Here is a 26,440-nt window from a genome sequence, read left to right on the forward strand (position 1 = left end):
TTCCAAGAGGAGCGGTCGATACCTGCCGGCACGGGCGCCCGCTGGGGTTGCAGGCCGGCGGCGGCCGATCGAAGACGGGCAAAACGGCCCGGCAAAATCGGCGGATTAGCGCGGAGGGTGGGTTGTTCCCTCGCCTCAAAGCAGCCATGGTAGCGGCGAATAATTCGCGACTGCGTCGCCTGTGTCGAGGCGGCCGGCTGATTCGGAGTTTTCTTCCCTGTGCCCCTGTCTTCCCGCACGTCTTTTTCCGCCGCCTTGTTGGCGATCGCCCTCTCGACGACCCTGATGGCGCCGGCACTGGCGGCCAAGGCGCTCGAACGTCCATTCCGGCCGACTTCCGCTTCAGGCAGCCTGTTGGCCGGGCGACTGGCCGCCAATGTGCGCGACGACGACAATGCGGCCTCCTTCTATGCCAAGGCGCTGAGCAGCGGCCTGTTCAAGGACGAGCAGGCTCGCCAGGAGTTGACCAACCGCACCTTCATTGCCTTGCTGACCTCGGGCGAAATGGACAAGGCCGTCACCTTCGCCCGGCGCGTGGTGGCGATCGACAAGAAGAACCCGATCGCCCATCTCGTGCTCGGCATCAGGGCGTTGAAGGGGCGGGACTACACCAAGGCCCGCGACGAGCTCGCCTTCACGCTCGACAAGCCCATCCTGCAGCTGGCGACGCCCCTGATCTCAACCTGGACCTATGCGGGTGCCGGCCAGACCAAGAAAGGCGTGGTGGCCAGCGACGACATCTCGTCCAATGACGGCTTTTCCACCTTCAAGAATTTCTCGACCGGCATGATGCTCGACATGGCGGGGATGCGCGATGAGGCGATCGCCCGGCTCAAGGACGCCCATGAGCGCGATGCCAATGCCGTCTCCATCGTCGACGCCTATGCCCGGGCACTGGCGCGCGCCGGCAAGAAGGACGATGCGCTCAAGGTGCTGGAAGCCTATTCAGCCAAGGTGCCTCGCCAGCCGATCGTCGCAGCACTGATCGCCGACATCAAGGCGGGCAAGCGCATCGCGCCGGCCGTGACCACGGCCCAGCAGGGCGCGGCCGATATCCTGGTCTCGGTCGCCGCCGGCATCGCCAAGCAGGGCGGTGCCGACTATGCTGTGGTGTTCTATCGCCTGGCGCTGTATCTGGAGCCCGCCAATGCCACGGCCCTGATCGGCCTCGCCGAACTCTACAGCGACCTCAAGCAGCCCCAGACCGCCGAAACCCTGTTCAAGAGCGTGCCCGCTTCCTCGCCGCTCAAGCGCAACGCCGAAATCGAGCTTGCCACCACGCTGGACGAGCTCGACAAGACGGATGAGGGCGTGGCGCATCTGAAGAAGATCATTTCGGCCAATCCGCAGGATCTGGACGCCATCATCTCGCTCGGCGGCATCTTCAATCAGCGCAAGCGCTGGGAAGAGGCGTCCGTGGCGTTCTCGCAGGCGGTCGACGTGATCGGCAAACCCACCCGCAATGACTGGGCCACCTTCTATTACCGCGGTATCGCCTATGAGCGCATCAAGCAGTGGCCCAAGGCCGAGGCGGACTTCAAGAAGGCGCTCGAACTCTTCCCCGACCAGCCCTCGGTGCTGAACTATCTCGGCTATTCCTGGATCGATCAGGGCATGCATCTCCAGGAAGGCATGGAGATGATCAAGAAGGCCGTCGATCAGCGCCCGGACGACGGCTATATCGTCGACAGCCTCGGCTGGGCCAACTACAAGCTCGGCCAATATGACGAGGCGGTCGAACAGCTTGAGCGCGCGGTCTCCCTCAAGCCGAGCGATCCGACCATCAACGACCACCTCGGCGATGCCTATTGGAAGATCGGGCGTAAGCTGGAGGCGACCTTCCAGTGGCGCCACGCTCTCGATGCCAAGCCCGAGCCGGACGAGAAAGCCAAGATCGAGCAGAAGCTGAAGGACGGCATGCGGGACACGGCCTCGGCCGATGCCAGCAAGACCGGTGACGTGGCCAAGTCTCCTGATGCGACCAAGTCTCCTGATGCGGCCAAACCGGCGGATGCGTCCAAGCCCGCGGACGAGGCAAAACCCACCGATGCACCGAAGACGCCGGATGCTGCCCAGCCCTCGCAGCCCGAAAAGCCGGCCGATGCCGACAAACCCGCGGAAGCACCCAAATCTACTGACCAAAGCAAGCCTGCTGACGCTCCCCAGCCCGCAGGCGAGACAAAGCCGGCCGACACACCCAAGCCGGCCGATACTTCCAAGCCGACTGATCCCTCCAAACCGACCGAGGCTCCCAAGCCCGTCGATCCGGCTAAGCCGGCTGATGCACCCAAACCTGCAGAACCCGTGAAGCCTGCCGCGCCGTCCAACAACAATGGCGGCTGACGTTCCGGGAGCGGGCGAGGCGAGAGTCTCGCCTGCCCGGCTGAGCGAGAAAGCGCGTGCCAAGGTGAATCTGACCTTGGCCGTGCTGGGGCGACGCGCTGACGGCTTTCACGTGCTCGACAGCCTGGTCGCCTTTGCCGATATCGCCGACGAGCTCAGTCTCGAACCGGGGCCCGGCCTTTCCCTGGAGGTTTTCGGGCCTCGTGCGGAAGAGACCGGCAGCATTGGCGACAATCTCGTCCTGAAAGCGGCCAGGGCCCTCGCCGAGAGGCATGATGGCCTCATGCTCGGCCATTTCCGCCTCGACAAGCGCCTGCCGGCGGCCGCCGGCATCGGTGGCGGCTCCTCCGATGCCGCAGCTGCCCTGCGCCTGCTCGCCCGCGCCAATGGCCTGCCGTTGACGGACAAGAAAGGTTCGATTGAGGAGACAGTCCTGGCCGCTGCCCGCGCCACGGGCTCGGACGTGCCCGTCTGCCTGCAAGGCGTCAGCCGCTGGATGCGTGGCGCAGGAGAAACCCTGTCCGTTCCAGTTCCCCTGCCCCCCCTGCCCGCCGTCCTGCTCAATCCGGGGATTGCCACGCCGACGGCGGACGTCTTCCGAGCGCTTGCCCTTCCCGTGGGGTCGGTCGCCTCCCCCGACCTTTCCCTGGCCGCGACCATCGAAGGCGAGCGGCGTCCGGCGGCATTGATCGGCCATCTCGATCGGGGCCGCAACGATCTCGAACCACCGGCCCTTGCCCTGCGCCCTGCCATCGGCGAGGCGCTCGCCGTCTTGCGTGACCAGCCCGCCTGCCGTCTCGCCCGCATGTCAGGCTCGGGTGCCACCGTGTTCGGCCTCTTCGAGACGGCGGAGACCGCAGTCGCAGCAAGACAAGCAATCGCACGGCATCGACCAGGCTGGTGGGTGGTGGACACCGCCATCGGCTGAGGAAGGAACTCCTGGGAACGCGGACGTCCTCGTCCGCTCCTCCCCCCAAGCGCAGCGTTTCCAAGAGCGGGCGAGGACGTCCGCACTCCCAGGGAATACGCTTCGACATTGCATCCTGCCCCCTGATCGGGCAAAGGTCCGGCCAACGGAATTTCTGCAGGCGGTGACGATGAACATTCTTCTGATCGGATCGGGCGGGCGCGAACATGCCCTGGCCTGGGCGATATCGGCAAGCCCGCTCTGCGAGAGGCTCTATGCCGCGCCCGGCAATCCCGGCATGGAAGAATGCGCGATCTGTGCCGCCCTCGACCCGGCCGACCATCCGGCGGTGATCGCCTTCTGCCGCGAGAACGAGATCGACTTCGTGGTGGTGGGTCCCGAGGCGCCGCTGGTCGCCGGCTTGGTCGACGATCTCGCTGCGGCCGGCATCAAGGCCTTCGGCCCTACCAAGGCCGCTGCCCAGCTCGAAGGCTCGAAGGGCTTTACCAAGGATCTTTGCCAGGAATTTTCCATCCCGACCGCTGCCTATCGGCGCTTCACCGATGCTGTCGCTGCGCGCGCCTATGTCCGCGAACAGGGCGCCCCGATCGTGATCAAGGCCGATGGCCTGGCCGCCGGCAAGGGCGTGGTGGTGGCGATGACGCTGGACGATGCCCTTGCCGCCGTCGACGCCATCTTCGCCGGCAGCGTCGGCGAGGCCGGCCACGAAGTGGTGGTGGAGCAGTTCCTGGAGGGCGAGGAGGCGAGCTTCTTCGCCCTGTGCGACGGCACCACCGCCCTTCCCCTCATCTCCGCGCAAGACCACAAGCGCGTCTTCGATGGAGACAAGGGCCCGAATACCGGCGGCATGGGCGCCTATTCGCCTGCCCCCATCATGACATCAGAGATGGAAGAGCGCGTGATGGAAACCATCATCCGCCCCACCGTACGGGCCATGGCCGCCCGCGGCACGCCGTTCAAGGGGGTACTCTTCGCCGGCCTGATGATCACCAAGGACGGCCCTGAGCTGATCGAGTACAATGTCCGCTTCGGCGATCCGGAAACGCAGGTTTTGATGCCGCGGCTGCGCTCGGACCTGTTGCCGGCCCTGATCGCCTCGGCCGACGGCGTGCTCTCCACCATCTCCCTGCGCTGGAAGAACGACGCGGCGCTTTGCGTGGTGATGGCGACCAAGGGCTATCCCGGCAGTTTCCAGCGCGGCTCGGAAATCCGGGATCTCGCCAAGGCGGCTTCGCTCGACGACGTGCTGGTCTTCCATGCCGGCACCAAGCGCTCGGGCGACCATATCCTCGCCAATGGCGGACGCGTACTCGGCATCACCGCCAGCGGCAAGACCGTCGCGGAGGCGCAGAAGCGGGCTTATGAGGCCGTCGATCTCGTCGACTGGCCCGAAGGTTTCAGCCGCCGCGACATCGGCTGGCGCGCCATCGGCAAGGCCTGACATGACGCCCACGGTCACGCGTTCCAGCAAGACCGTGGCTTTGGCCCTGGGTGGCGGTGGTGCACGCGGCCTCGCCCATATCCCGATGCTGGAAGTCTTCGACGAGCTCGGCATCCGGCCGGTCGCCATGGCCGGCACCTCGATGGGCGCAATCTATGCCGCAGCCTATGCCGCCGGCCTCTCGGCCGCCGAGCTTCATGCCTATACGCTGGCCATGCTCGCCGATCGGCGCGGCATGCGCAACAAGCTGATGGCAGCACGCAGCGGGCGGCTGGCCGACCTGTTTTCCGGCCTCGGCAATCCGGTGATGATCGATGCCGAGGTCTTTTGCGACGCCTTTCTGCCCGAGGCCGTGCCCCAGGCTTTTGCCGATCTTGCCATCCCGCTCACCATTGTGGCCACCGATTATTACGGCCGCCGTGAGCGGGCCTTCACCGCCGGCCCGCTGCGCCAGGCCGTCGCCGCCTCCATGGCGATCCCCGGCGCCTTCAGACCGGTGCGCATCGACGGCCAGGTGCTGGTCGATGGCGCCACCGTCAACCCGCTGCCGCTCGACCACCTTGCCGGCAAGGCCGATATTCTCGTCGGCATCGACGTCTCGGGTGCCGCGACCATCGCTGCCGAGACCGACATGCCCGGCACCTTCGAGGCAATGTTCGGCGCCCTGCAGATCATGCAGGCCGCGATCGTCGATGCCAAGGCGGCGCATTATCGTCCCGACATCCTGATCCGCCCCAATGTCGGCAGCATCCGCGCCCTCGATTTCGCCCGCTCCAGCGTGGTCTTCCGCCTGGCGAGGCCGGCAAAGGAGGAACTGAAACGAAAATTGGCCAAGCTGCTGGAGCGGGTTTAGCCAGGATCCTTCTCCCCTTGCGGGAGAAGGCGGTGGCGCTCTTTCCGGCCCCGTTCGACGCCCCCGCTCCCTTGTCTCTTCCCAGCCCGGCCCTGAGGGCTTATGTGAAGGGCACCGTCGCCCCGCACCGCTTAACCCATTCGACCGGAAAGGCTCCGCCTTGGCTTCCTCGCCCCGTCTCATCCATGGCTTTCGCGAGATTGCCAGCGCCTATGACCTGATCTTCTGCGACATCTGGGGCGTCATCCACAACGGCCACAGGGTGTTCGACGGTGTTGCCGACGCCCTCATTGCCTATCGCCGGCAGGGCGGCGTTGCGGTGCTGGTCTCCAACGCGCCGCGGCCAGCCCAGTCGGTGATGCCGCAGCTCGACCGGCTCGGCCTGCCGCGCGAATGCTGGGACGCCATCGTCACTTCGGGGGACGTGACGCGGGCGCAGATCGCCCATGTGGCAGCCAGGAGGGTCTTCCATCTCGGCCCCGATCGCGACCGGCCGCTCTATGACGGCCTCGGCATCCGTTTCGCCGACACGCCCGAGGAGGCCGAGGTGGTCGTTTGCACCGGCCTGTTCGACGACACCATCGAGACGCCCGAGACCTACAGGGATATGCTGGCGGGCTTCAGGGCGCGCGGCGTGCCGATGATCTGCGCCAATCCCGACCTCATCGTCGATCGCGGCGGCACCATCATCTATTGCGCCGGTGCGCTGGCGGAAGCCTATCGCGCCATCGGCGGCGAGGTGGCCATCTGCGGCAAGCCCTACAAGCCGATCTATGACGCCGCCTTCGAGACGGCCGCCTCGCTCCGCGGCAAGCCGACATCCTCCGCGCGTACACTGGCCATCGGCGATTCCGTGCGAACCGATCTCGCCGGCGCCGCCGCCATCGGGTGCGGCGCGCTGTTCATTTCCGGCGGCATCCACGCGCTCGAGGCCGGCCATGAAGGCGATGGCGTCGACCCCGAGGCGCTCTCTGCCTTCCTTGCCGACAAGGGCGTCATTCCCGACGCGGTCATGCCGCGGCTGATCTGGTAGACATCATGGCCTTCGAGCAGTTTCTCGATCCCGTCACCCTGCCCGCCCATCTTGCCGGCGCCGCCATCGCGATCGGCAATTTCGACGGCGTGCATCGCGGTCACCTGGCGGTGATCGATGCGGCCGAGGCTCTCGCCAGGGGCTCGCAGCCGGGACCGCACCATCGGTCGCGGCCGGCCGTCGCCCTCAGCTTCGAGCCGCATCCGCGCAGCCTGTTCCGGCCGGACGAGCCCCTGTTCCGACTGACACCGCCCGCCTTGAAGGCCCGCCTCCTGGAGAAGGCCGGGCTCGACGCGCTGGTCACCCTCACCTTCGACCGGGCGCTTGCCGGCATGACGGCCGAGGAATTCCTGGAAGAGCTGGTGGTCCGGCGGCTCGGCGCCCATGCCGTCGCCGTCGGCTATGATTTTCATTTCGGCAAGGATCGCCGCGGCACCCCCGAATTCCTGGTGCAGCATGGCCGCGCCCTCGGCCTCGACATCGCCATCGTGGCGCCGACGCGCGAGAGCGGCGAGGCCGTTTCCTCCTCCTCCATTCGCCGCGCCCTGGCGGCGGGCGACATCACGCGTGCCAATCGCCTGCTCGGCCATGAATGGTCGGTGTTGGGCACCGTCGTCCACGGCGAGAAGCGTGGCCGCGAGCTCGGCTTTCCCACGGCGAACATGGCGCTCGATCCGCAATGCGGCCTCGCCCTTGGTATCTACGCCGTGCGTGCGCTGATCGATGGCGTGGTGCATGCCGGTGTCGCCAGTTTCGGCCGCCGCCCGACCTTCGACAATGGCCCGCCCTTGCTGGAGACCTTCGTGTTCGACTATGCTGGCGACCTCTATGGCAAGGAGATCGAGATCGCTTTCGTCGGCTATATCCGCGGCGAACTGAAATTCAATTCGATCGAAGCCCTGGTCGAGCGCATGAACGAGGACAGTCGCATCGCCCGCCAGATGACGGCGCGGAGCGCTCCATGAAACTCGGCTTCATCGGAACGGGCGCGCTGACATCGGCAATCGTCACGGGTCTCAAGTCGGTCGCCGACAACGACGTGCCGGTCGTGCTGTCGCCGCGCAACGAGGCTATTGCCGCCGACCTCGCAGCGCGTTTTGCCGATGTGCGGATCGCGGCCGACAACCAAGCCGTCCTCGACGCCTGCGACACGATCATGCTCGCCGTGCGGCCCCAGATCGCCGATGACGTGCTGTCGGGTCTGCGGTTCCGCCCGGACCATCGCGTCATCAGCCTGATCGCCACTCTGTCTCTCGAGGAGATCGCCGCCCTCGTCTCCCCGGCCGAGCGCGTCACCAAGGCGCTGCCGATGCCGATGGTCGCCCAGAGGCAGGGGCCGACGATCATCTATCCGCCCGATCCCGACGTCGTGACCTTCTTCGCCCGGTTCGGCAAAGCCTTTGCGGTGAAGGATGTTGCCGAGTTCGATGCGCTGAGCGTTGCCACCGCGACATTCGCCACTTATTTCAAATATCTCGACACCCTTCACGGCTGGCTGCAGGGCCATGGCGTTGCCGATCCGGCGGCACGCGATTATGTCGGCGCCCTCTTCAAGGCCCTGGCCCAGGCGCCGGAAGCGGCGCCCAATGCCGATTTCATGCATCTGGCGCAGGAATATGCGACGCGCGGCGGCATCAACGAACAGGTCCTGCGCGAATTGACGGATCGCAAGCTCTTCGAGGCTTTCGCCGAGAGCCTCGACGGCGTGCACCGACGCATTACGGCGTCCTGAGCAGGCGATCGAACGGAACCCGGCAAACCGCGGGAAGATCGGCAATGCTGAAGAATTTCGGTGACGAGATCTGGATTGCGGATGGCCCGACCACCTCGGTGGCCGGCTTTCACTACCCCACCCGCATGGCCATCATCCGGCTATCCGGCGGCAATCTCCTCGTCTGGTCCCCGATCGCCTTGTCGCAGGATCTGCAGGCTCAGGTCGACGCACTGGGCGCCGTGCGCTATCTGGTGCCCCCCAATTCGCTTCATCACCTCTTCCTGGGCGACTGGCAGCACGCTTATCCCGGCGCCAGCGTCTATGCACCGCCCGGCCTCAGGACCAAACGCAAGGACATCCGCTTTGACTTCGATCTCGGTGAGGCGCCCATTCCGGCTTGGGCCGATGATCTCGACCATGTCCTCGTGCCGGGCAATCTGATCACCACCGAGGTGGTGTTTTTCCATCGCCCGAGCCGTACGACGCTGTTCACCGATCTCATCCAGCATTTCGACGCCGCCTGGTTCGACGGCTGGCGGGCGGTGGTGGCGAAACTCGACCTCATGGTCGCCCCCGAACCGTCGGTGCCCCGCAAGTTCCGCATGGCCTTCGTGAACCGGCCCGCCGCACGCGAGGCGGTCAAGCGTATCCTGGCATGGCCGACCGCGAAGGTGCTGATGGCGCATGGCGAGCCCATCACAGGGGACGGCCAGGCTTTCCTTGCCAGGGCCTTCGCCTGGCTGATCAAATGATCCGCCCCTCAGGGATCGCCGGCGTGGCCCGCCGCGATGGCCGGCGATCGCGCGACGATGACGATCCCGGCCAGGGAAACCACCAAGCCCGCCGCCATGGCCCAAGACAGCGGCTCGCCGAACATCAGCCAGGCCCAGATCATCGTCACCGGGGGACTGAGATACAGCACCGAGGTGACGCGGGTGGGCGAGGATTTGCGCAGGGCGACGTAATAGAGGCTCCAGGCACCGAAAGTCGCAACGAAAACCAGCCAGAGGATGCCGCCGACAAAACCCCTGTCGAGGACAGGCAGGACGCTGCCCTCATGCCAGGCGAACAGGGCGAAGATTGCCGAAGCGGACAGGCATTGGATGCACAGGCTCTGATGCACCGGCATGGCGCCGGCCGGGCTGCGCTTCTGCAGCAAGGTCGCCAGGGCCAGTGACAGTGTCCCGAGCACGGGCAGGCCATAGGCCCAGAGTGGGACATGGCCCATGTCGAGGGACCAGCCCGAGGCGATCAGGACACCGGCCAGGCCAAGGAACGAACCAAGCCACTGACGCGCATTCAAGGCCTGCCCCAGCACCGGCCAGGACAGGATGGCCACGGCCAAAGGCAGCATGTCGGCAATCAGGGCCACGAGGCCGGTCGGCACGCCGAAGACGATCGCCAGGGCAAAGCCGGCGAGGTAGCCGGACATCGCCAGCGCGCCGAACCATATCTGCGGCAGCACGTCCTTCCAGCGCAGCGGCGGCCCCATCGTGAGGGCGAAGGGCAATAAGACTAGGCCGGAGACCAGGCTGCGCCACAGCAGGATCAGGAAGATCGGGGCATGGTCGATGGCAAACCGGATGCCGACGAACCCGGCACTCCATGAGATCACCAATGCCGCTTCGAGCACGAGCAGCACGGCAATCGCCACAACCTTGTTCTCCCGGGGAGAAGATGGGCTGACAGCCTCACTCATGGGCATGACATCCGGGCTCAGAACCGTTCCAGGATCGAGGCGGCAATCCTGCGTGCGGTCTTCAGGCGCCCGTCATGCCCGTCCAGCCCGGCGCGCGACATGGCGCCTTCGAGCAGGAAGGAAAGATGTTCAGCGGTTTCATCGATCGCCGTGCCCGCGTCAGGCCGCATCTCGCCAAGATAGGCCCTGAACAGGCGCTCGACTTCTTCCTTCTGCGAGGCGACCGACGCACGGCCCGGATCGCCGACCGGCAGTTCCGCCGCGGCGTTGAGGAGGCCGCAACCTCGAAAACCCCATTCATAGGCCGCACCGGCGTGGTCCAGATAGGAATCGAAGATCGCCAGCACCCGCTCCTGCGGCGTTGCCGCGCTCTTGAGCCGCTCCTGATAGATCTCCTGCCATTCGGTGCGCCTACCCTGGATATAGGCATTCACAAGATCGGCCTTGGACGAGAAATTATTGTAGAGGCTCATCTTGGCGACCCCGGCCCTTGCCGTGATGGCGTCGATGCCGGTGGCGCCGACGCCCTCGCTGTAGAACAGTTCGGCTGCGGCCTTCAGCAGGCGCTCCCTGGCTGGCATGCGATCCGTCACGTTCCTGGCTCCTTGATTAGGTAGACCGATCTACCTAATCAAGTCGTCTGTCAAGCCCCTTCCCGTGGGCGAGATGGAACGGCTTCGAGCGCCTACTGTTCCGACTTTGCAGACGGCCTCGATGGGATGGCCATCCGGATCGATCACGAAAGCGGCAAAATAGGTCGGACCGTAATGGGCGCGAAGGCCGGGCGCGCCGTTGTCGACGCCGCCATGCGCGAGCGCCGCCCGGTGAAACTGTGCAACGGCCTGCCGGCTGGATGCGGCAAAGGCCAGATGGAAACCGGTGCCGGGAGATCGCGCCCGCTTGCCCCTCAGCTTGATCGTGAACTTGTCTCCGCCGCCGGGCAGGCCGTAGCCCACCGCCTGGTCCGGGTCATCGGGCTGCAGATCCTCCCACACGCGCACATAACCGAGCGCTCCCAGGGCCGCGTCGTAGAAAGCGGCGGAGCGTTCGATGTCCCCGACGCCGAAGGAAATGTGATGCAACATGGCGGGTTCCCGAGGAATCGTGCGTGAAGGTTTCGCTGGCGGCGATCAGACGGGATCCGCCTGCGCCACCGGCTGGCCGCTCGCCTCCACCCTCTCCTCGGCGGGACCGGTCCGCCGCGCCAGATTGAGGGCGGTGTTGATCAATCCGATATGGCTGAAGGCCTGCGGGAAGTTGCCGAGCATGCGCTCCGCGATCGGATCGTACTCTTCCGACAGCAGCCCAACATCGTTGCAAAGGCCCACCAGCCGCTCATAGAGGCGCCGCGCATCCTCCTCGCGGCCCTGCAGCACATAGACATCCGCCAGCCAGAAGGTACAGACCAGGAAGGCTCCCTCGCCCGGCGGCAGGCCGTCATCGACATGGTCGGTGTTGTAGCGCAGCAGAAAGCCGTCGCGCATCAGCATGGTCTCGACCGCCTTGACCGTGCCGATCACCCGGGGATCGTCCGCCGGCAGGAAGCCGACAAGCGGGATCTGCAGCAGGCTGGCGTCGATCGTCTTCGAGCCATAGGACTGCACGAAGCTATCGAGGTCGGGATCGAAGGCCTTGCGGCAGACATCGTCATGGATCTCGTCGGCCACGCGCTGGCAGCGCTCGGCAAAGGCGGGCCTGTCTCCGGACTTGATCGCCATGTTGGCGGCCCGGTGGAAGGCCACCCAAGCCATCACCTTGGAATGGGTGAAGTGCTGCGCGCCGCCGCGGACCTCCCAGATCCCCTCGTCGGGACGACGCCAGGCGGTCTCGAGGAAGTTCATGATGACTTCGCTAAGCGCCCGGGTGCGGGGATGGCGCTGCAGGCCGCCGGCAGAGGCCTGCATCATGGCGTCGGCAACCTCGCCATAGACATCGAGCTGGAACTGCTCGGCAGCGGCATTGCCGATCCGCACAGGCCGCGAACCTTCATAGCCGCTGAGCCAATGAGGCTCCCATTCCAGGAGGTTCCGCTCGCCCGACAGGCCATACATGATCTGCATCTGCTCGGGGGCTCCGGCGATGGCCCGCATCAGCCATTCGCGCCAGGCGGACGCCTCTTCGTAATAGCCGAGCTTCATGAAAGCCTGCAGCGTCATGGTGGCATCGCGCAGCCAGCAATAGCGGTAATCCCAGTTGCGTGGACCGCCGATCTGTTCGGGCAGCGACGTGGTGGCAGCGGCCACGATGCCGCCCGTCGGCATATAGGTGAGCGCCTTGAGGGTGATCAGCGAGCGCCTGACGACATCGGTCCAGGGGCCGACCGATGGGCAGCGCGCGGCAAAATCGCGCCAATAGCTTTCCGTATTGGCCAGCGCAGCCTCGACATCGGGCTGGGTCGGCCGTGGCGTCGTGGAAGGGCCGTAGGTCAGCACGAAGGGCACCTGCTCACCGGCGCTGACCTTGAAAGACCCTGCGGTGTGCAGGTCCTCGCCCTCCAGAGGCACCGGCGTCGAGAGGATCAACCGATCCGGTCCGGCCACGGCCGTGATGGTGCCGTCATCGGCGCGGGTGACCCAGGGTACGGTGCGGCCATAGTCGAAACGCACCACGAAGTCGGTGCTGAAGGCGACGGTGCCCTTCTGGCCCACCACCAGCCGGATGAGGTCGTTCGTTCCGTCGCGCAGCGGCATGAAATCGATCAGGGTGGCGACCCCTTCATCGGTTTCGTAGGTCGTCTCCAGGATGAGGGTATCGGGCCGATAGCGGCGGCTGATCCGTGCCTTCCTGTCGGTGGCGGCAATGCGCCAGCGCCCGTTCTCCGGCGTGCCGAGCAGCGCTGCGAAACTGGCGGGCGAATCGAAGCGAGGAAAGCACAGCCAGTCGATGGACCCGTCGCGGGACACCAGGGCCGCCGTTTCGCAATCGCCGATGAGGGCATAATCTTCAATCCGAGACGTCAAGGGATCTCTCCTTTCGACAGCCGGGACGCGGCATGCCCGCGACGGGGCACCCGCAACGCCTTCTCGCGAAATCGGCTCACATGCTGGATTTCGACCGGAGCCCCGGGTGATTCACCTCTATTTTCTGCTCCGGAATGCGGCGATTTAGTGCCGAAACCGGAGGTTGCAGCCTGAGAGCGGCGAAGATCTCCCCTCCGGAGAGCCGCTCGGCCGGCCTCTCAACTGGCCCATCCTACTTTCGATTGCTATGGTTCGCACCGAAATCCGGCGCCGCAACCGCGCTGCCACCAGCAGAAGGCCTCCAGCACATTGTCGGCGTTCACCCGTCTCCTTTCCACCTGGATGGTCCTGCTCTGGCGCCATTGGCCGCAATTGATGGCAATCTGGCTGATCGGCATACTGGCCGAGGGCGTGCTGACCGAGATCGCCGTGCGCATCGGCTTCCTCAATCGCCTGGCTGGCCTCTCGACGCTTACGCTGGTGGTTCTGGTCAAGCTGGTGGTGATCGTCGCCTTGTTCGAACTCGTCCGGCCTGGATTGCCTTCCCTGCAGGCGGCGGCAAGGGCGGCCGAATCACCGGAGAGCCAACCTCGGGAGGGCGGGCCTGCCGGCTTCACCATGGCCCTGTCACTGGCCCTGGTGCCGTTCTTCGCCTTCTATGCGGCCTGGGGTTTCCTCAGCGATACGATACGTGAATATTCCAAGCTTGCCCTCGATCTGACTCCCTTTGGCGAGAATGCCCGCATTCTCGAAGTCAGCGGCGGCGGGCTGCTGTTGTTGCTGGTGGCGATTGCCTGGCTGGTGAGGCTCGGTGCCAAATATATGCACAAGCGCTCCAAGCGCGTGCTCTGGCCTTTCCTGATCGTGGTGTGTGAAGCCAATTGGGCCTTTATCGCGCTCTATGTGCTGCAGGCCTGGCATGACAAGATCATGGCCTGGATTGCCCGTCTGCCGGAATTCCTGAACCCCTCGCTGTTATCGGCCGCTCGCGCGGCAAGCGTCGATCCGCCCGTCGAGGCCGCGTCTGCCTCCTGGTGGGACATGCTGTCGGCCCTGTTCTCCTATGCGCTCTACCCCGCTGTCTGGCTGACCCTGGCAGCACTGGTCTACGGCTATGACATCGGGCGGACGGGAGCTTCCGCACAGGGCCGCTGGAGCAGGGCGATCGCACGCTGGGACGGGCTTCCCAAGTTCCTGCGCGATTTTCTCACCCATTTCGTGGCCGGTACGGCCAGGCGCTATCGCGCGCTGGCGGAGGGTGTCGGCCTGACTTTCGGCACGGGCCTTGCCCTCGTCGCCGCCGTTCTCGTCGCCTTCCGAATCCTGGACTGGGGCTCGGCCTGGGCCTGGTACGGCGCCACGCGCCTGATCGGTCCACACGAGATCGGCCTGTGGCAGATCATCGCCCACGGCCTCTCCATCCTGCTGGGCAGCCCGAGCGCACCCGGCAGCGGCGCGCTGATCATGCCGCTGAAGATCACCCTGCTCGCCGCCGGGCTGGAAACGGGCTTTGCCCAGGGCCGGCAATGGCGCAATGCGCGCCGGCCGATCAGCGCGGTTCCAGCGGGAAGCTGAGGGCATCCGGCAGGGCCGAACGGAAGGAAAGCCGCACGGAAAGGTCCGAAGCAATCTCGGCCGGAAGCAGGAACTTCTCCTCGACCAGCGTCGGCTGGCCATCGAGGCCGATGGAACGGGCGGCCTCGAAGCACCCCGCCACGGGCGTCGCCGTGGGCTCCAGCGCGCGGCTGATGTCGCGGGACAACACGAAGGACAACGGGCTCCAGCGCTGCCCCCGGCCATCGAGCAGGGTCAGGCTGCAGCCCAGCCATATGGCCTGCCGCTGCGCCTCGTCGACGATCTTCTCCTCGGGCACCGCCTTGAGACGGACGATGAGAAGCCTGCGATCCTTCGGCAAGGGCAGGCGCGTACCCTCGCCGCTATCGGCGAACCGGGCGGAAACAAGCGACCAGTCGGCATGCGCATAGGGGGCAGCCCCGCTGGGCTTGACCGTGGTGATGCGCAATTCGTGCGAGGCGACATAGTCCATGATGTCGACCCGGGCACCGAACACAAAGACGGCCAGCAGGAGCACGGGTATCGCGATCAGGCTGCGCCAAAACCAGCGCGAGGCGGAACGGCTTTCCTGGAGTGCCTGCTCAGAGGGGGTCACGGCCGATCTCCAGGACGGTGCGACGGATGGCGGAACCTTCGTTCAGGGAGATGGCGAGCTGGGCCGTGAGCCGCGGAAAGGCCTCCCGCGAAACGACCAATTCCGCACCTGCGAGTTCGTCGGCCGGCAGCTCGAATATGAAGAGGCCCGGCTGATGCAGGCCTGGCTGCAACTCCTTGCCCGACAGCAGTTGGGCCATGCCGTCCACCCGGGAACTCTGCATATAGGTCCGGCCGCTGGCCCCGCGGAGCGAAATGCCCGCCAGCACGAGTGTGCGATTGGTGGCGGACGCATCCGCCGTGACCACGGCCCAGACGCCGCCGGTGCCGCGTTCGACCTTCCTGCCGTAGCGCTGGAAGACCAGCAGTTCCGAAAGAATGAGCTTGTCGACTTTCAGGCTGAACTCGGCAGTTTGAGCGGGTGTTCCCTGTCTGCCTGCCGTCTCGATCGGCCCGGTGAGGACGGCATAGCCGGGTGTCGTCCAGCGCAGCAGCGCCAGCAGGGCGATGCCGGTCAGGACGATCACCACGGTGATGGCGGCCTTCTTCATCCCGGGCTCCCGGTGGCATCGAGGGGCACGCTGACGCGGGCGACATCATGCGGATTGAACCAGCCTGGGGCGCCGTAGAGATTGTCCTTCGGCTTGAAGGTCGCACCGGCGACGGTGAGCTCCAGCGTCTTGGGCAAGGCGGCATCGGCCGGCAGGATCCAGACGGCCTGCAGGCGCTCCGGCAGGCGGGGCTGCAGCGCCATCAGCCGCTCCCTGTCTCGGACGAGGTAGAAATCAGGCCCCTCCGCGCCGGCAACATTGGTGAGCTTCAGGATGCCGGCAACGGCATTGGAGGTGCGCTCGGTACGGTTGGCAAGCGTGAGTTCGAGCACCACCGCGCGGCGGCCAGCCTTGATCGGGCGGCCATCCGGCAGCACCGCGGCCAGGGCGGCTGCATTCGGCGTGACGAGCCAGCGCCCCGCCTCGATCGTCTGCCCGGCCGTCCTGTCCGGCACTTGCTCGGAATTGCGCAGTTGATAGAGCGAGACCCCCAGCGAAATCGCGGCGGCTGCGAACCCGCCGATGCCGGTCAGCACCTTCGTCTTGAGGCTCTGGCGCGAAAATCCTGCGCGCAGCTTCGACAATGTCCCATTCGCATCGACCATCAAACCGACTTAGTCGCTGAATGCCGCCCGGGCAAGATGCCGCAGGCGCGGACAACATCGCACCCACGTGCAATTTCAGCATCATGCCCGTGTCGCGATCGTCACATTCACCGGCTTCTGCCGCCGGGGCATTCATTGCATGATGCCTGACATCGCGAGTCGCGGGAGAGGCCATGGCCGACGCGGATGCCATTGTCGTAGGGGCGGGCCTGGCCGGACTGGTCGCGGCCACCGAGCTCACTGCCGCGGGCAAGCGGGTCATCCTGCTCGACCAGGAGCCTCGCCAGAATCTGGGAGGCCAGGCCTTCTGGTCGCTTGGCGGCCTCTTCCTGGTCGACAGCCCCGAGCAGCGTCGCCTTGGCATCAAGGACAGTTTCGAGCTCGCCTTGCAGGATTGGCTCGGCACGGCCGGTTTCGACCGCGAGGAGGATTACTGGCCCCGGCGCTGGGCCGAGGCCTATCTCGCCTTCGCCGCGGGCGAGAAACGCGCCTGGCTGCGCGCGATGGGGCATCGGATCTTCCCCGTCGTCGGCTGGGCCGAGCGGGGTGGCGGCAGTGCCGGCGGCCCGGGCAATTCGGTACCGCGCTTCCATCTCACCTGGGGCACGGGTCCGGGCGTGGTCGAGCCGTTCGAACGGCGCGCCCTGGCCGCCGAGGCGGAAGGCAGGCTCGCGCTGCGGTTTCGCCACCGCGTCGACGGCTTGATCCATGCGGGTGGGGCGATCGCCGGCGTGGAAGGCAGCCTGCTCGCGCCCAGCAACGCGCCACGTGGGGCCGCCACCTCGCGCGAGGTGGTGGGTCACTTTTCCCTGACTGCGCCGGTGACGATCATCGCCAGCGGCGGCATCGGCGGCGACCTCGAGCTGGTACGCCGCCATTGGCCGCGGCGGCTCGGCCAGCCGCCGGAGACGATGGTCACCGGCGTCCCAGCCTATGTCGACGGGCGCATGCTCACCATTGCGGCACAGGCGGGAGCGCGACTGATCAATCGCGACCGCATGTGGCACTATGTCGAAGGCCTCAGGAACTGGGATCCGATCTGGCCCGGCCACGGCATCCGCATCCTCCCTGGCCCCTCCCCGCTCTGGCTCGACGCGCGCGGCAATCGCCTTCCCGGCCCGCTCTATCCGGGCTTCGACACGCTGGGAACGCTGGCTCACCTGCGCGCTACCGGCTTCGACCATAGCTGGTTCATCCTGACCCAGAGCATCATCCGCAAGGAATTCGCGCTCTCGGGCTCGGAGCAGAACCCGGACCTCACCGGCCGCAACTGGAAATTGACGCTGCGTCGCGCCATCGGCCGGCGGGCGACCGGGCCGGTGGAAGCCTTCAAGCAGCATGGCGCCGATTTCGTGGTGGCCGACGACCTGGAACGTCTCGTCGCCGGCATGAACGCCCTGACGCAGGAGCCCCTGCTCGACCCCGCCGCGATACGGCAGTTGATCGAGGCACGCGACCGCGACCTCGCCAACCGCTTCGGGAAGGACGGTCAGATCATGGCCATCCGCAATGCCCGCCATTATCTCGGTGACCGGCTGATCCGTACCGCGCGGCCGCACGCCTTGCTCGATCACGCCCATGGCCCGCTGATCGCAGTCAAGCTCAACATCCTCACGCGCAAGACGCTGGGCGGCCTGGAAACCGATCTCGACGGCCGGGTCTTCGGCGGGGACCTTGCTCCCCTGCCCGGCCTCTATGCCGTTGGCGAAGCCGCCGGCTTCGGCGGCGGCGGCATGCATGGCTATCGGGCGCTGGAAGGTTCCTTTCTCGGCGGTTGCCTGTTCAGCGGGCGGCAAGCCGGACGGGCGGCGGCTGCAGCACTGTAGCCGCGACCCGCAGCCACTACGAGCGCAGGCTTCTCGCCAAGACGATATCGACAAGCGTTCCAGCCAGCGGCAGTATGTCGGCATGAGCGTCCGCCTGCCCCAGAATTTCTCCCCTGCCACCGCCCGCTCGGCCCTCGACGTCCTCGGCGCCGAGATCCGCGTGGAGAAGGCCGCCTCGCTGGAACGGGCGGGTGAGGCCGCCGGCCAGGCCATGGCCGCCCTGCACGCGGCGGCACCCGAGGACCCCGCCCGCTCCCGCCTGCTGGCCGACGCCGTCGACGCGGTCTATGGCTATTTCATCCAGCGAGAGCTGATGGGCATGGCTTCCCATGGCGGTGTCATCCGCGAGCTCAGGATCCCGCCCGAAGTGCTGGTCAGGCTGGGCGTCAAGCGCTGACACGGTCCATCGAGAAGCGGACGCCCTACAATTCCCCAATGCTGCCATCCGCCATGCGCCGCGCATAGACCGCAAGGACCAGGCGTTCGGAATGGATGAGATAGTCACCGAGCAAGGCGGCCGCCCTGTCGAACTGCCCCGCTTCGGCCAGTTCGAGAATGGCAAGGTTCCTGTCGACGAAGGGAGCGTGCAGGAATTCGGCATCCTGCAGCATGCCGAAGGCGAGCCGCAGCTCCGCCAGAACCTGGGCGAAGAGCAGATTCAGCCTTTCGCTGTCGGCCAGTTCCACCACGGCCATATGAAAGGCCATGTTGGCCGTGCCCACCCCGGGCCAATCCTCCACCGTCCGGCAGCGCAGGGCTTCCTCGAACGCATCGCGCATGCGCTTCTTGGCAGGATGGCGCGGATAGGCCTGGGCGAGGGCCTGGCATTCGATCAGGCGCCGGACGCGATAGATGTCGATGATCGAGGCGATGCTCGGCACCGCCACGAACACGCCGCGATTGGGAACGTGCCTGAGCAGGCCGTCCTTGGTCAGCACCCGGAAGACCTCGCGCAGCGTGTTGCGGGAAATGGCCAGATCGTCGCTGAGCGCCTGCTCCGACAGGCGCTGTCCGGGGCCGAATTCGCCCTGCGTGATCTTGCGTCGCAATTGCTCGGCCACACGCTCGCCGAGCGTCAGGACGGATGAGGCCGGACGGGGATCACCCGGTTGCGTCATGGGCGGTGCCTCGTGCCATTGTCCAATCTTCACTCAACGTAGCCATTCCATCTGTCCATGACGACGAGCCGGATTGTAGGGCAATCCTCGGGATTCACAACGAAGCCCCTAGGGTCTCACGGCGACAAACGGCCTGGGCTGAAAAGAAGGCGTGCTGCCGGGCAGGCCACGTCCGCGCCTGAAGGGCGGAAACCCGGCTGCCACGCGGACAGGACCCGGTCAAAAGGCATCGCCTAAGGTCCCGCGTTCCGATCGTTCGGAAAGCATCATCATATTGTTGAACAATAATTTATATACGTTCAATCAAAGTCCTTGATCAAGGCATCAATTTCGATGATATTGCCGGTGGATCGGGCAATATTACCCTACAAGAGCCGATCACGTATCCAGACCATCCAATGTCCCCGGGGAGCGAACACCGTGCCTAGTGACATCAGCCTATGGCCCCTGATCGGCGTGGCCATCATCGTCGCGGGCTTCGTCCTGCGCTTCAATCCCATGCTCGTCGTGATCGTTGCCGCCATCGGCACGGCCCTCGCCGCGAGCTTCCCGCCGCTGCAGGTTCTCTCCGCCATCGGCACCGGCTTCCTGAAGACGCGCAATCTGGCGGTGATCCTGCTGCTGCCGCTCGCCGTGGTCGGCCTGCTCGAACGCCATGGCCTGCGCCAGCATGCCCAGGCGTGGATCAGCAGGATCCGTTCGGCGACATCGGGCCGCCTGCTCATCGTCTATCTCGCCGCCCGACAGCTGACGGCAGCGGTGGGCCTGACCAGCCTCGGCGGGCATCCCCAGATGGTGCGCCCATTGATCGCCCCCATGGCGGAAGGCGCGGCCGAAGTCCGGCATGGCTCGCTCACCGAGCGGGTCCGCCATAAGCTCAGGGCCTTTGCCGCTGCCACCGACAATGTCGGCCTGTTCTTCGGCGAGGACATCTTCGTCGCCTTCGGCGCGATCGTCCTGATGACGACATTCCTCCGGGAGGCCGGCGTCGAGGTCGAGCCGCTTCATGTTGCCTTGTGGGGCATCCCGACGGCGCTGACGGCCTTTGCCATCCATGCCTTCCGGCTGTCACGCCTCGATGCGGCCATTGCCCGCGATCTAGCCGAGGCTCCGTCCGATGCCGGCCTGCGGCCTGAAGTGCAGTCGGAGGGCTGACATGATCCTCTCCCTTTCACACCTGTTCTATCTCGTCGGGGCGATCCTGGCCGTCACCGCCGTGATGACCCTGGCCGACCGCAACCATCCCAAGCGCTTCAGCAGCGCGCTGTTCTGGGGCCTCTATGCACTGGCCTTTCTGATCGGGGACTTCCTGCCGCCGGCCGTGGTCGGCGTGGGCGTCGTCGTGCTGGCGCTGATTGCCGGGCTCGGCGGGGTCGGTGCCGGCCGCCACGACATTCCCAGCGTCGCCGCAGCGGTGGCCAGTGCAAAACGGCTCGGCAACAAGCTGTTCGTACCGGCGCTTGCCATTCCGCTGCTGACCATGGTGATCACGCTGTCGGGCCACTACGCCGCCATCGGCGGCACGCCGCTGTTCGATCCCAAGAACACCACCCTGCTCGCCCTCGGCATCGCCTGCATCGTTGCGCTCGTCCTCGCCTGCTGGCTGACGCGCGAAACACCCGTCCAGGGCCTGCGCGAATCCCGCCGTCTCACCGATGCACTCGGCTGGGCCCTGGTCCTGCCGCAGATGCTGGGCATGCTCGGCCTGGTCTTTTCCGATGCCGGTGTCGGCAAGGCAGTCGCCCACCTCACCACCAGCTATGTCAACATGGACCTTCGCCTGGTGGCGGTCGCTCTCTATGTCGTCGGCATGGCGCTGTTCACCGTGATCATGGGCAATGGCTTTGCCGCCTTTCCGGTGATGACGGGCGGTGTCGCCGTGCCGGTCCTGATCGGCGTCTATCACGGCAATCCAGCGGTGATCGCCGCCGTTGGCATGCTGTCGGGTTATTGCGGTACGCTGATGACCCCCATGGCTGCCAATTTCAACATCGTGCCGGCCGCTCTGCTGGAGATCGACAAGAATGCGGTGATCCGCGCCCAGATTCCGACGGCGCTGGCGCTGCTCGCCGCCAATGTCGTACTGCTCTATGTCCTGATGCCTCTCTAGAGCAAAACGCGTTCAAGTATGAACGCTTATTTACTCTAACTCCTTGTTTCGACGCGTCTTTGCGATTCCAGGCGATTCCGTCAAATCGCAAAGCACTCCAGGACATCCTTTGCGGAAAGCAGTCATGAGCCCCAAAAAGCCGCCAGACCAGACGCCGCCAACCGTGTTGATCACCGGCTTCGAAGCGTTCGAAAACGATGAGACCAACGCTTCCTGGGAGGTTGCCCGGGCGTTGGATGGCTGGATCTGCGAGGGTGCCCTGGTCCGCGCGGTGCAATTGCCCTGCGTGTTCGGGGCCGCCATCGAGCGCTTGGACGAGGCCCTGAGGCAATGGCGGCCTCGCCTCGTCATCAGCCTCGGACAGGCGAGCGGGCGCGCCGAGATCACGCCAGAGCGCGTGGCGATCAATCTCGACGATGCGCGCATTGCCGACAATGACGGCCGCCAGCCGATCGATATCCCAGTGATATCGGGGGCGCCGGCTGCCTATTTCTCCTCGCTGCCGGTCAAGGCGATCGTGCGCGACCTCAGGTCGGCGGGCCTCCCGGCCTCGCTCTCCAACACAGCCGGCACCTTCGTGTGCAACCATGTCTTCTTCGCCCTGATGCATCGGCTGGCGACGCACCGCCCACTTGCCGGCACGAGGGGCGGCTTCGTCCATATGCCCTGCCTGCCCGAGCATGCCGCGCGCCGGTCCGGGCTGCCGAGCCTGGCGCTGGCGACGCAGGTGGAGGCGATCAGGTACCTCACGCGCACCGCCCTCACCGTCCAGGACGACGTACGGGAGAGCGGTGGGCAGATCCATTGAGCCGCCAGGCAAGCCGGGCGGCGTGACGTCATCGGGAGCTTCGTGCCATGAATATCGATCTCAACAGCGATCTCGGCGAGAGCTTCGGCGCCTGGCGCATGGGCGACGACGAGGCGATGCTCGCCATCGTCTCCAGCGCCAATGTCGCCTGCGGCTTTCACGCCGGCGATCCCACCGGCATCCTCGCCACGCTGCGGGCCGCCACGGCCAAGGGCGTTACCGTCGGCGCGCATATCGCCTACCCCGATCTCGGCGGCTTCGGACGGCGCAACATGGATGTCGCCGGCGAGGACCTGATCGCCGACACCATCTACCAGATCGGCGCGCTCAAGGGCCTGGCCATCGCCGCCGGCACCCGCGTGTCCTACGTCAAGCCGCATGGCGCCCTCTACAACACCATAGCCAACGACCGGCGGCAGGCCGAGGCCATCATCGAGGGGATCCGGCAGATCGATCCGGGGCTCACTTTGGTAGCGCTGGCCGGCTCTCCCCTGATCGGCTGGGCCTGGGCCGCCGGCCTCACCGTGGTCGCCGAGGCCTTTGCGGACAGGGGCTATATGCCCGACGGCTCGCTGGTGTCTCGCCGCGAGCCCGGCGCGGTGCTGCACGATCCCAAAGAGGTGGCGGCACGCATGCTGCGCCTCGTCACCGAAGGCACGGTTCCCGCCATCGACGGCAGCGCAGTCCGCATCGAAGCGGATTCGATCTGCGTCCATGGCGACAGCCCCGGTGCCGTCGCCATGGCCCGCGAGATCCGTGCCTTGCTGGAATGCTCGGGGGTGGCCGTGCGCTCCTTCATGACGCCAGCGGACGGAGAGCCTTGATGCGCTTCCTGCCGGTCAATCTCGATGCCCTCATGGTGGAGTTACCCGACCTGCCGCAAACCCTGGCCCTGCAGGCCTCCCTGCGCACCGAGCCCATCGCCGGCATCGAGGACATCGTGCCGGCGGCCAGGACCCTGCTGGTGCGCTTTCGTCCGGCCGCCATCGCACAAGGAGAGCTGATCAGCGCCATCAGCCGGCGTCGCCTCGATGCCAAGGTCGAGCAGAGCGGCACCCTGATCGAGATCCCGGTCCGTTATGATGGGGAGGATCTTGCCGAGGTTGCCGATCTCCTCGAAATTCCGGTCGAGGAGGTGATCCGGCGCCATACCGGCAGCGAATACACCGTGGCCTTTACCGGCTTCGCGCCGGGCTTTGCCTATCTCAGCGGCGGCCATCCGAGCTTCGACCTGCCCCGGCGCGCCACGCCGCGTCCACGCCTGGCCGCAGGTTCCGTGGGTCTTGCCGGGCATTTCAGCGCCGTCTACCCGCAGGCCAGCCCCGGTGGCTGGCAGATCATCGGCGTGACGGACCTGCCGATGTGGGACCTTGCACGCGAGCGCCCCGCTCTGCTGCAGCCCGGCGACCGCGTACGTTTCGTCGAAGCCAGCGGCAGGAAGGATCAGACGCGGAAACGCGACGCCAGCGCTTCCCTCCCCCGGCTGGCACAAGGCCAGGATGAGGGCATCCCTTCTTCCATCCCGCTCTTCGACGTCGTCAAGCCAAGTCCCCAGATGCTGTTCCAGGATCTGGGCCGCCCCGGCCAGGCGCGGCAGGGCGTCAGCGTTTCCGGCGCGATGGACCGCGCTGCCCTGCGCAGCGCCAACCGGCTGGTCGGCAACCCCAGCCCATTGCCAGGCATCGAGATCGCCTATGGCGGTTGCGAACTCCTGTGCCTCGGCGAGACTGTGGTCGCCGTCACCGGCGCCGAGGGACCGCTCACCCTGACGACCGCCGGAGGGTCTGCCTACCTGGTGCCGCGCTACGCCGCCATCGCACTCACTGCCGGCGACAGGCTGCATTTCGGGGAGCCCCAGGCCGGCATGCGCTCCTACCTCACCGTGCGCGGCGGCTTCGCCGTTGCCCCGGTACTTGGCAGCGCCGCCACCGACACGCTGGCCCAGATCGGGCCGCCGGCCATTGCGGTCGGCGATCGCCTGTCCGGGCTCGCGCCGCCGCCCGGCGCTGTGACGGGGCTGCCGGACATCCCACCCACGCTACCGAAGCCGGGTGACCCCGTCATTCTCGACGTCGTCATGGGTCCGCGCTCCGACTGGCTCTCCAAACAGGCTCTCGAGAACTTTGAGAGCCAATCCTGGTCGGTGACGCCCCAGTCCAACCGCATCGGCATCCGCCTCGCCGGCGAGCGGGCGCTGAAGCGCGCGCCGGCAAGCGAAGGCAAGGAACTGCCGAGCGAAGGCACGATCCAGGGCTCGATCCAGGTACCGCCGTCGGGGCAGCCGGTACTGTTCCTCGCCGATCATCCGTTGACCGGCGGTTATCCCGTCATCGCCGCCGTCGCCCCGTACCATCTCGATCGCGCCGGCCAGATTCCCATCGGAGCGCAGATCCGTTTCCGGCCGATCACCCAGTTTCCAGGGGGACTATAATGCCCATCAAGAAGGTCCTGATCGCCAACCGGGGCGAGATTGCCGTGCGCGTGATACGGGCCTGCGCCGACTATGGCGTCGCCTCCGTCGCCGTCTACGCCGATGCCGACATCGACTCCCTGCATGCCCGCATGGCGGACGAGGCCTATGGCTTGGGTGGCGACAAGCCGGCCGAAACCTATCTCGACATCGACAAGCTCATCGCCATCGCCCGCCGCAGCGGCGCCGACGCCGTGCATCCGGGCTATGGCTTCCTCTCCGAACGCGCCGCCTTTGCCCAGGCCGTGATCGATGCCGGCCTGACCTGGATCGGCCCGCCGCCATCGGCCATCGAGCAATTGGGAGACAAGGTGCAGGCTCGTAAGCTCGCCTTGGCGGTCGGCGCCCCCTTGGTTGCCGGCACCGCCGATCCGGTGAGTGGCCCCGACGAAGTCCTCGCCTTTGCCGAGCAGCATGGCCTGCCGATCGCCATCAAGGCCGCCTTCGGCGGCGGCGGGCGCGGGCTGAAGGTCGCCTGGCGCATGGACGAGGTCGCCGAACTCTATGACTCGGCCGTGCGCGAGGCGGTCACCGCCTTCGGGCGCGGCGAATGCTTCGTCGAGCAATATCTCGACCGCCCCCGCCATATCGAGGCGCAGGTGATCGCCGATCGCCATGGCCATGTCGTGGTGCTCGGCACCCGAGACTGCTCGCTGCAGCGCCGCAACCAGAAGCTGGTGGAAGAAGCCCCGGCCCCCTTCCTGAGCGACGAGCAGCGCGCCCGCATCCACCAGGCCGCGCGCGATATCTGCGCCAAGGCCGGCTATGTCAGCGCCGGCACGGTGGAGTTCCTCTTGAGCGCCTCGGGCGCGATCTCCTTCCTGGAGGTCAATACCCGCCTGCAGGTGGAGCATCCGGTGACGGAGGAGACCGCCGGCATCGATCTGGTGGTCGAGCAGTTGCGCGTCGCCGATGGCCATTCCCTCGGCATCACCGAGACACCAGCGCCACGAGGCCACGCCCTGGAGTTCCGCATCAATGCCGAGGATGTCGGGCGCGGCTTCCTGCCGACCCCCGGCCTCATCACCGCCTTCGAGCCGCCCTCCGGCCCCGGTATCCGCCTGGATAGCGGCGTCGCCGCCGGCTCGACCATTCCCGGCAGCTTCGATTCCCTGATGGCCAAGCTCATCGTCACCGGCGCGACGCGGCGCGAGGCCATTGCGCGTGCCCGGCGGGCCCTCGCCGAATTCCGCATCGAGGGGGTCGCCTCGGTGCTGCCTTTCCATCGCACGGTGATCGGCCACACCGACTTTACCGGCGAGCAGGATTTCAAGGTCCACACTCGCTGGATCGAGACCGACTTTGCCGCCACCCTCGCTGCCGCCACACGGCCCGAACCGCTGCCGGCAGCGACACTGTTCCGTACCGCGGTCGAGATCGATGGCCGGCGTGTCACCCTCGGCCTGCCCGCCGCCCTGCTGGGTGGGCTGCAGGCCGCACCATCCGCGGCGCCGTCCGCAGCAGCCCCAGCAGAGGCCCACCCCGATGCGGTCATCGCGCCGATGGCCGGCACGCTGCGCTCCTGGCAGGCGGAAGACGGCGCCGAAGTCGCGGAGGGCGATGTCGTCGCCGTGATGGAAGCGATGAAGATGGAAATGCAAATCAAGGCCCACCGGGCCGGGAAGCTGGCGCAGGAGATCGAAGCCGGCACCACCGTGACGGCCGGCATGGTGATGGCGCGCATCGGATAGGAGCGACGACACGCCATACTCGCAAGAATGAGCGCGACCAGCCTTCTCCCCTTGCGGGAGAAGGCTTGTTGCGCCGGTTTCTAGTGGACCCGCCGATAGAAACTGGAATTGTCGCCACGTT

Annotated in this window: 24 protein-coding genes and 1 pseudogene; 17 read left to right on the forward strand and 8 right to left on the reverse strand. The window is 66.4% G+C overall.

The window, feature by feature from the left end:
- Positions 1-219 precede the first annotated feature (219 nt).
- From BA190_RS11205 to BA190_RS11240, 8 genes are all read left to right on the forward strand, one after another.
- Positions 220-2,343 (forward strand): tetratricopeptide repeat protein, encoded by a 2,124-nt coding sequence (locus tag BA190_RS11205; protein WP_068286310.1) that lies wholly within the window; start codon positions 220-222, stop codon positions 2,341-2,343.
- The gene (locus BA190_RS11210) at positions 2,333-3,271 is read left to right on the forward strand and encodes a 4-(cytidine 5'-diphospho)-2-C-methyl-D-erythritol kinase (protein WP_068286313.1); all 939 of its coding nucleotides are present in this window, start codon (positions 2,333-2,335) and stop codon (positions 3,269-3,271) included. The genes BA190_RS11205 and BA190_RS11210 overlap by 11 nt, the downstream gene beginning before the upstream one ends.
- A gap of 169 nt (positions 3,272-3,440) precedes the next feature.
- Entirely contained in the window at positions 3,441-4,712 is a 1,272-nt protein-coding gene (gene purD / locus BA190_RS11215) for a phosphoribosylamine--glycine ligase (RefSeq protein WP_068286317.1), read from the forward strand.
- Position 4,713: 1 nt separating this feature from the next.
- Positions 4,714-5,565 (forward strand): patatin-like phospholipase family protein, encoded by an 852-nt coding sequence (locus tag BA190_RS11220; protein ID WP_068286320.1) that lies wholly within the window; start codon positions 4,714-4,716, stop codon positions 5,563-5,565.
- 160 nt (positions 5,566-5,725) lie between these two features.
- Positions 5,726-6,598: a TIGR01459 family HAD-type hydrolase gene (locus tag BA190_RS11225; protein WP_068286323.1), complete on the forward strand. Its 873-nt coding sequence runs from the start codon at positions 5,726-5,728 to the stop codon at positions 6,596-6,598.
- Positions 6,599-6,603: 5 nt separating this feature from the next.
- Positions 6,604-7,563 carry a bifunctional riboflavin kinase/FAD synthetase gene (locus BA190_RS11230; RefSeq protein WP_068286326.1) on the forward strand — a complete coding sequence of 320 codons (960 nt, stop codon included), beginning with the start codon at positions 6,604-6,606 and terminating at the stop codon, positions 7,561-7,563.
- A complete protein-coding gene (locus tag BA190_RS11235) occupies positions 7,560-8,330 on the forward strand; it encodes a pyrroline-5-carboxylate reductase (protein ID WP_068286329.1) in 771 nt (256 codons plus the stop codon). The genes BA190_RS11230 and BA190_RS11235 overlap by 4 nt, the downstream gene beginning before the upstream one ends.
- Positions 8,331-8,374: 44 nt before the next feature.
- Positions 8,375-9,064 carry a DUF4336 domain-containing protein gene (locus BA190_RS11240; protein ID WP_068286332.1) on the forward strand — a complete coding sequence of 230 codons (690 nt, stop codon included), beginning with the start codon at positions 8,375-8,377 and terminating at the stop codon, positions 9,062-9,064.
- 8 nt (positions 9,065-9,072) lie between these two features.
- On the opposite strand, the gene BA190_RS11245 is transcribed toward BA190_RS11240, so the two are convergent.
- From BA190_RS11245 to BA190_RS11260, 4 genes and pseudogenes are all read right to left on the reverse strand, one after another.
- A complete protein-coding gene (locus BA190_RS11245; protein ID WP_068286471.1) occupies positions 9,073-10,011 on the reverse strand; it encodes a DMT family transporter in 939 nt (312 codons plus the stop codon).
- A gap of 17 nt (positions 10,012-10,028) precedes the next feature.
- Positions 10,029-10,604 (reverse strand): TetR/AcrR family transcriptional regulator, encoded by a 576-nt coding sequence (locus BA190_RS11250; protein ID WP_202908455.1) that lies wholly within the window; start codon positions 10,602-10,604, stop codon positions 10,029-10,031.
- A gap of 111 nt (positions 10,605-10,715) precedes the next feature.
- Positions 10,716-11,096, reverse strand: a pseudogene (locus tag BA190_RS11255) (VOC family protein); the annotation flags it as partial.
- A 45-nt stretch (positions 11,097-11,141) separates the two neighbouring features.
- Positions 11,142-12,971: a glycoside hydrolase family 15 protein gene (locus BA190_RS11260; protein ID WP_068286339.1), complete on the reverse strand. Its 1,830-nt coding sequence runs from the start codon at positions 12,969-12,971 to the stop codon at positions 11,142-11,144.
- A 309-nt stretch (positions 12,972-13,280) separates the two neighbouring features.
- On the opposite strand from BA190_RS11260, the gene BA190_RS11265 reads away from it, so the two are divergent.
- Complete coding sequence (locus tag BA190_RS11265) at positions 13,281-14,546, forward strand: hypothetical protein (RefSeq protein WP_082979655.1); 1,266 nt, start codon at positions 13,281-13,283, stop codon at positions 14,544-14,546.
- Here BA190_RS11265 and BA190_RS11270 read toward each other — a convergent pair.
- The 3 genes from BA190_RS11270 to BA190_RS11280 are packed head-to-tail and all read right to left on the reverse strand — an operon-like array spanning position 14,521 to position 16,275.
- Positions 14,521-15,141: a hypothetical protein gene (locus BA190_RS11270; protein WP_068286342.1), complete on the reverse strand. Its 621-nt coding sequence runs from the start codon at positions 15,139-15,141 to the stop codon at positions 14,521-14,523. The two genes, BA190_RS11265 and BA190_RS11270, sit on opposite strands and share 26 nt — an antisense overlap.
- Positions 15,128-15,691, reverse strand: a complete 564-nt coding sequence (locus tag BA190_RS11275; protein ID WP_068286345.1) for a hypothetical protein — start codon at positions 15,689-15,691, stop codon at positions 15,128-15,130. Before BA190_RS11275 ends, BA190_RS11270 begins: the two co-directional genes overlap by 14 nt.
- A complete protein-coding gene (locus tag BA190_RS11280) occupies positions 15,688-16,275 on the reverse strand; it encodes a hypothetical protein (RefSeq protein WP_068286348.1) in 588 nt (195 codons plus the stop codon). Before BA190_RS11280 ends, BA190_RS11275 begins: the two co-directional genes overlap by 4 nt.
- 194 nt (positions 16,276-16,469) lie before the next feature.
- Here BA190_RS11280 and BA190_RS11285 point away from each other — a divergent pair, with 194 nt between their 5' ends.
- Positions 16,470-18,122 (forward strand): FAD-binding dehydrogenase, encoded by a 1,653-nt coding sequence (locus tag BA190_RS11285; protein WP_068286351.1) that lies wholly within the window; start codon positions 16,470-16,472, stop codon positions 18,120-18,122.
- Positions 18,123-18,204: 82 nt separating this feature from the next.
- The gene (locus tag BA190_RS11290) at positions 18,205-18,519 is read left to right on the forward strand and encodes a DUF6665 family protein (protein WP_068286353.1); all 315 of its coding nucleotides are present in this window, start codon (positions 18,205-18,207) and stop codon (positions 18,517-18,519) included.
- 25 nt (positions 18,520-18,544) lie between these two features.
- On the opposite strand, the gene BA190_RS11295 is transcribed toward BA190_RS11290, so the two are convergent.
- A complete protein-coding gene (locus BA190_RS11295) occupies positions 18,545-19,240 on the reverse strand; it encodes a GntR family transcriptional regulator (RefSeq protein WP_068286356.1) in 696 nt (231 codons plus the stop codon).
- Positions 19,241-19,660: 420 nt separating this feature from the next.
- Here BA190_RS11295 and BA190_RS11300 point away from each other — a divergent pair, with 420 nt between their 5' ends.
- The 6 genes from BA190_RS11300 to BA190_RS11325 all read left to right on the forward strand — a co-directional run bounded on the left by BA190_RS11300 (position 19,661) and on the right by BA190_RS11325 (position 26,319).
- Positions 19,661-20,395, forward strand: a complete 735-nt coding sequence (locus BA190_RS11300) for a DUF969 domain-containing protein (protein WP_068286359.1) — start codon at positions 19,661-19,663, stop codon at positions 20,393-20,395.
- A gap of 1 nt (position 20,396) precedes the next feature.
- Entirely contained in the window at positions 20,397-21,350 is a 954-nt protein-coding gene (locus tag BA190_RS11305) for a DUF979 domain-containing protein (RefSeq protein WP_068286363.1), read from the forward strand.
- Between the two features lie 124 nt (positions 21,351-21,474).
- Complete coding sequence (gene pcp / locus BA190_RS11310) at positions 21,475-22,158, forward strand: pyroglutamyl-peptidase I (RefSeq protein WP_068286366.1); 684 nt, start codon at positions 21,475-21,477, stop codon at positions 22,156-22,158.
- 47 nt (positions 22,159-22,205) lie between these two features.
- Positions 22,206-22,982, forward strand: a complete 777-nt coding sequence (locus BA190_RS11315) for a LamB/YcsF family protein (RefSeq protein WP_068286369.1) — start codon at positions 22,206-22,208, stop codon at positions 22,980-22,982.
- Positions 22,982-24,589, forward strand: coding sequence for an urea amidolyase family protein (locus BA190_RS11320; protein WP_068286372.1), 1,608 nt, complete (start codon positions 22,982-22,984; stop codon positions 24,587-24,589). Before BA190_RS11315 ends, BA190_RS11320 begins: the two co-directional genes overlap by 1 nt.
- Before the next feature lie 5 nt (positions 24,590-24,594).
- Positions 24,595-26,319: a biotin carboxylase N-terminal domain-containing protein gene (locus BA190_RS11325; RefSeq protein WP_068286477.1), complete on the forward strand. Its 1,725-nt coding sequence runs from the start codon at positions 24,595-24,597 to the stop codon at positions 26,317-26,319.
- The last annotated feature ends 121 nt before the right edge of the window (positions 26,320-26,440 follow it).

Origin of the sequence: Labrys sp. WJW (genome assembly GCF_001676615.1) — a bacterium.
Taxonomy (GTDB): domain Bacteria; phylum Pseudomonadota; class Alphaproteobacteria; order Rhizobiales; family Labraceae; genus Labrys; species Labrys sedimenti.

What these genes read in the sequence shown, in the direction of transcription:
- BA190_RS11210 (WP_068286313.1), top strand. Translation starts at nt 2,333, where the DNA reads ATGGCGGCTGACGTTCCGGGAGCGGGCGAGGCGAGAGTCTCGCCTGCC.
- purD (WP_068286317.1), top strand. Translation starts at nt 3,441, where the DNA reads ATGAACATTCTTCTGATCGGATCGGGCGGGCGCGAACATGCCCTGGCC.
- BA190_RS11220 (WP_068286320.1), top strand. Translation starts at nt 4,714, where the DNA reads ATGACGCCCACGGTCACGCGTTCCAGCAAGACCGTGGCTTTGGCCCTG.
- BA190_RS11230 (WP_068286326.1), top strand. Translation starts at nt 6,604, where the DNA reads ATGGCCTTCGAGCAGTTTCTCGATCCCGTCACCCTGCCCGCCCATCTT.
- BA190_RS11235 (WP_068286329.1), top strand. Translation starts at nt 7,560, where the DNA reads ATGAAACTCGGCTTCATCGGAACGGGCGCGCTGACATCGGCAATCGTC.
- BA190_RS11240 (WP_068286332.1), top strand. Translation starts at nt 8,375, where the DNA reads ATGCTGAAGAATTTCGGTGACGAGATCTGGATTGCGGATGGCCCGACC.
- BA190_RS11245 (WP_068286471.1), bottom strand. Translation starts at nt 10,011, where the DNA reads ATGAGTGAGGCTGTCAGCCCATCTTCTCCCCGGGAGAACAAGGTTGTG.
- BA190_RS11275 (WP_068286345.1), bottom strand. Translation starts at nt 15,691, where the DNA reads ATGAAGAAGGCCGCCATCACCGTGGTGATCGTCCTGACCGGCATCGCC.
- BA190_RS11285 (WP_068286351.1), top strand. Translation starts at nt 16,470, where the DNA reads ATGGCCGACGCGGATGCCATTGTCGTAGGGGCGGGCCTGGCCGGACTG.
- BA190_RS11290 (WP_068286353.1), top strand. Translation starts at nt 18,205, where the DNA reads ATGAGCGTCCGCCTGCCCCAGAATTTCTCCCCTGCCACCGCCCGCTCG.
- BA190_RS11295 (WP_068286356.1), bottom strand. Translation starts at nt 19,240, where the DNA reads ATGACGCAACCGGGTGATCCCCGTCCGGCCTCATCCGTCCTGACGCTC.
- BA190_RS11305 (WP_068286363.1), top strand. Translation starts at nt 20,397, where the DNA reads ATGATCCTCTCCCTTTCACACCTGTTCTATCTCGTCGGGGCGATCCTG.
- pcp (WP_068286366.1), top strand. Translation starts at nt 21,475, where the DNA reads ATGAGCCCCAAAAAGCCGCCAGACCAGACGCCGCCAACCGTGTTGATC.
- BA190_RS11315 (WP_068286369.1), top strand. Translation starts at nt 22,206, where the DNA reads ATGAATATCGATCTCAACAGCGATCTCGGCGAGAGCTTCGGCGCCTGG.
- BA190_RS11320 (WP_068286372.1), top strand. Translation starts at nt 22,982, where the DNA reads ATGCGCTTCCTGCCGGTCAATCTCGATGCCCTCATGGTGGAGTTACCC.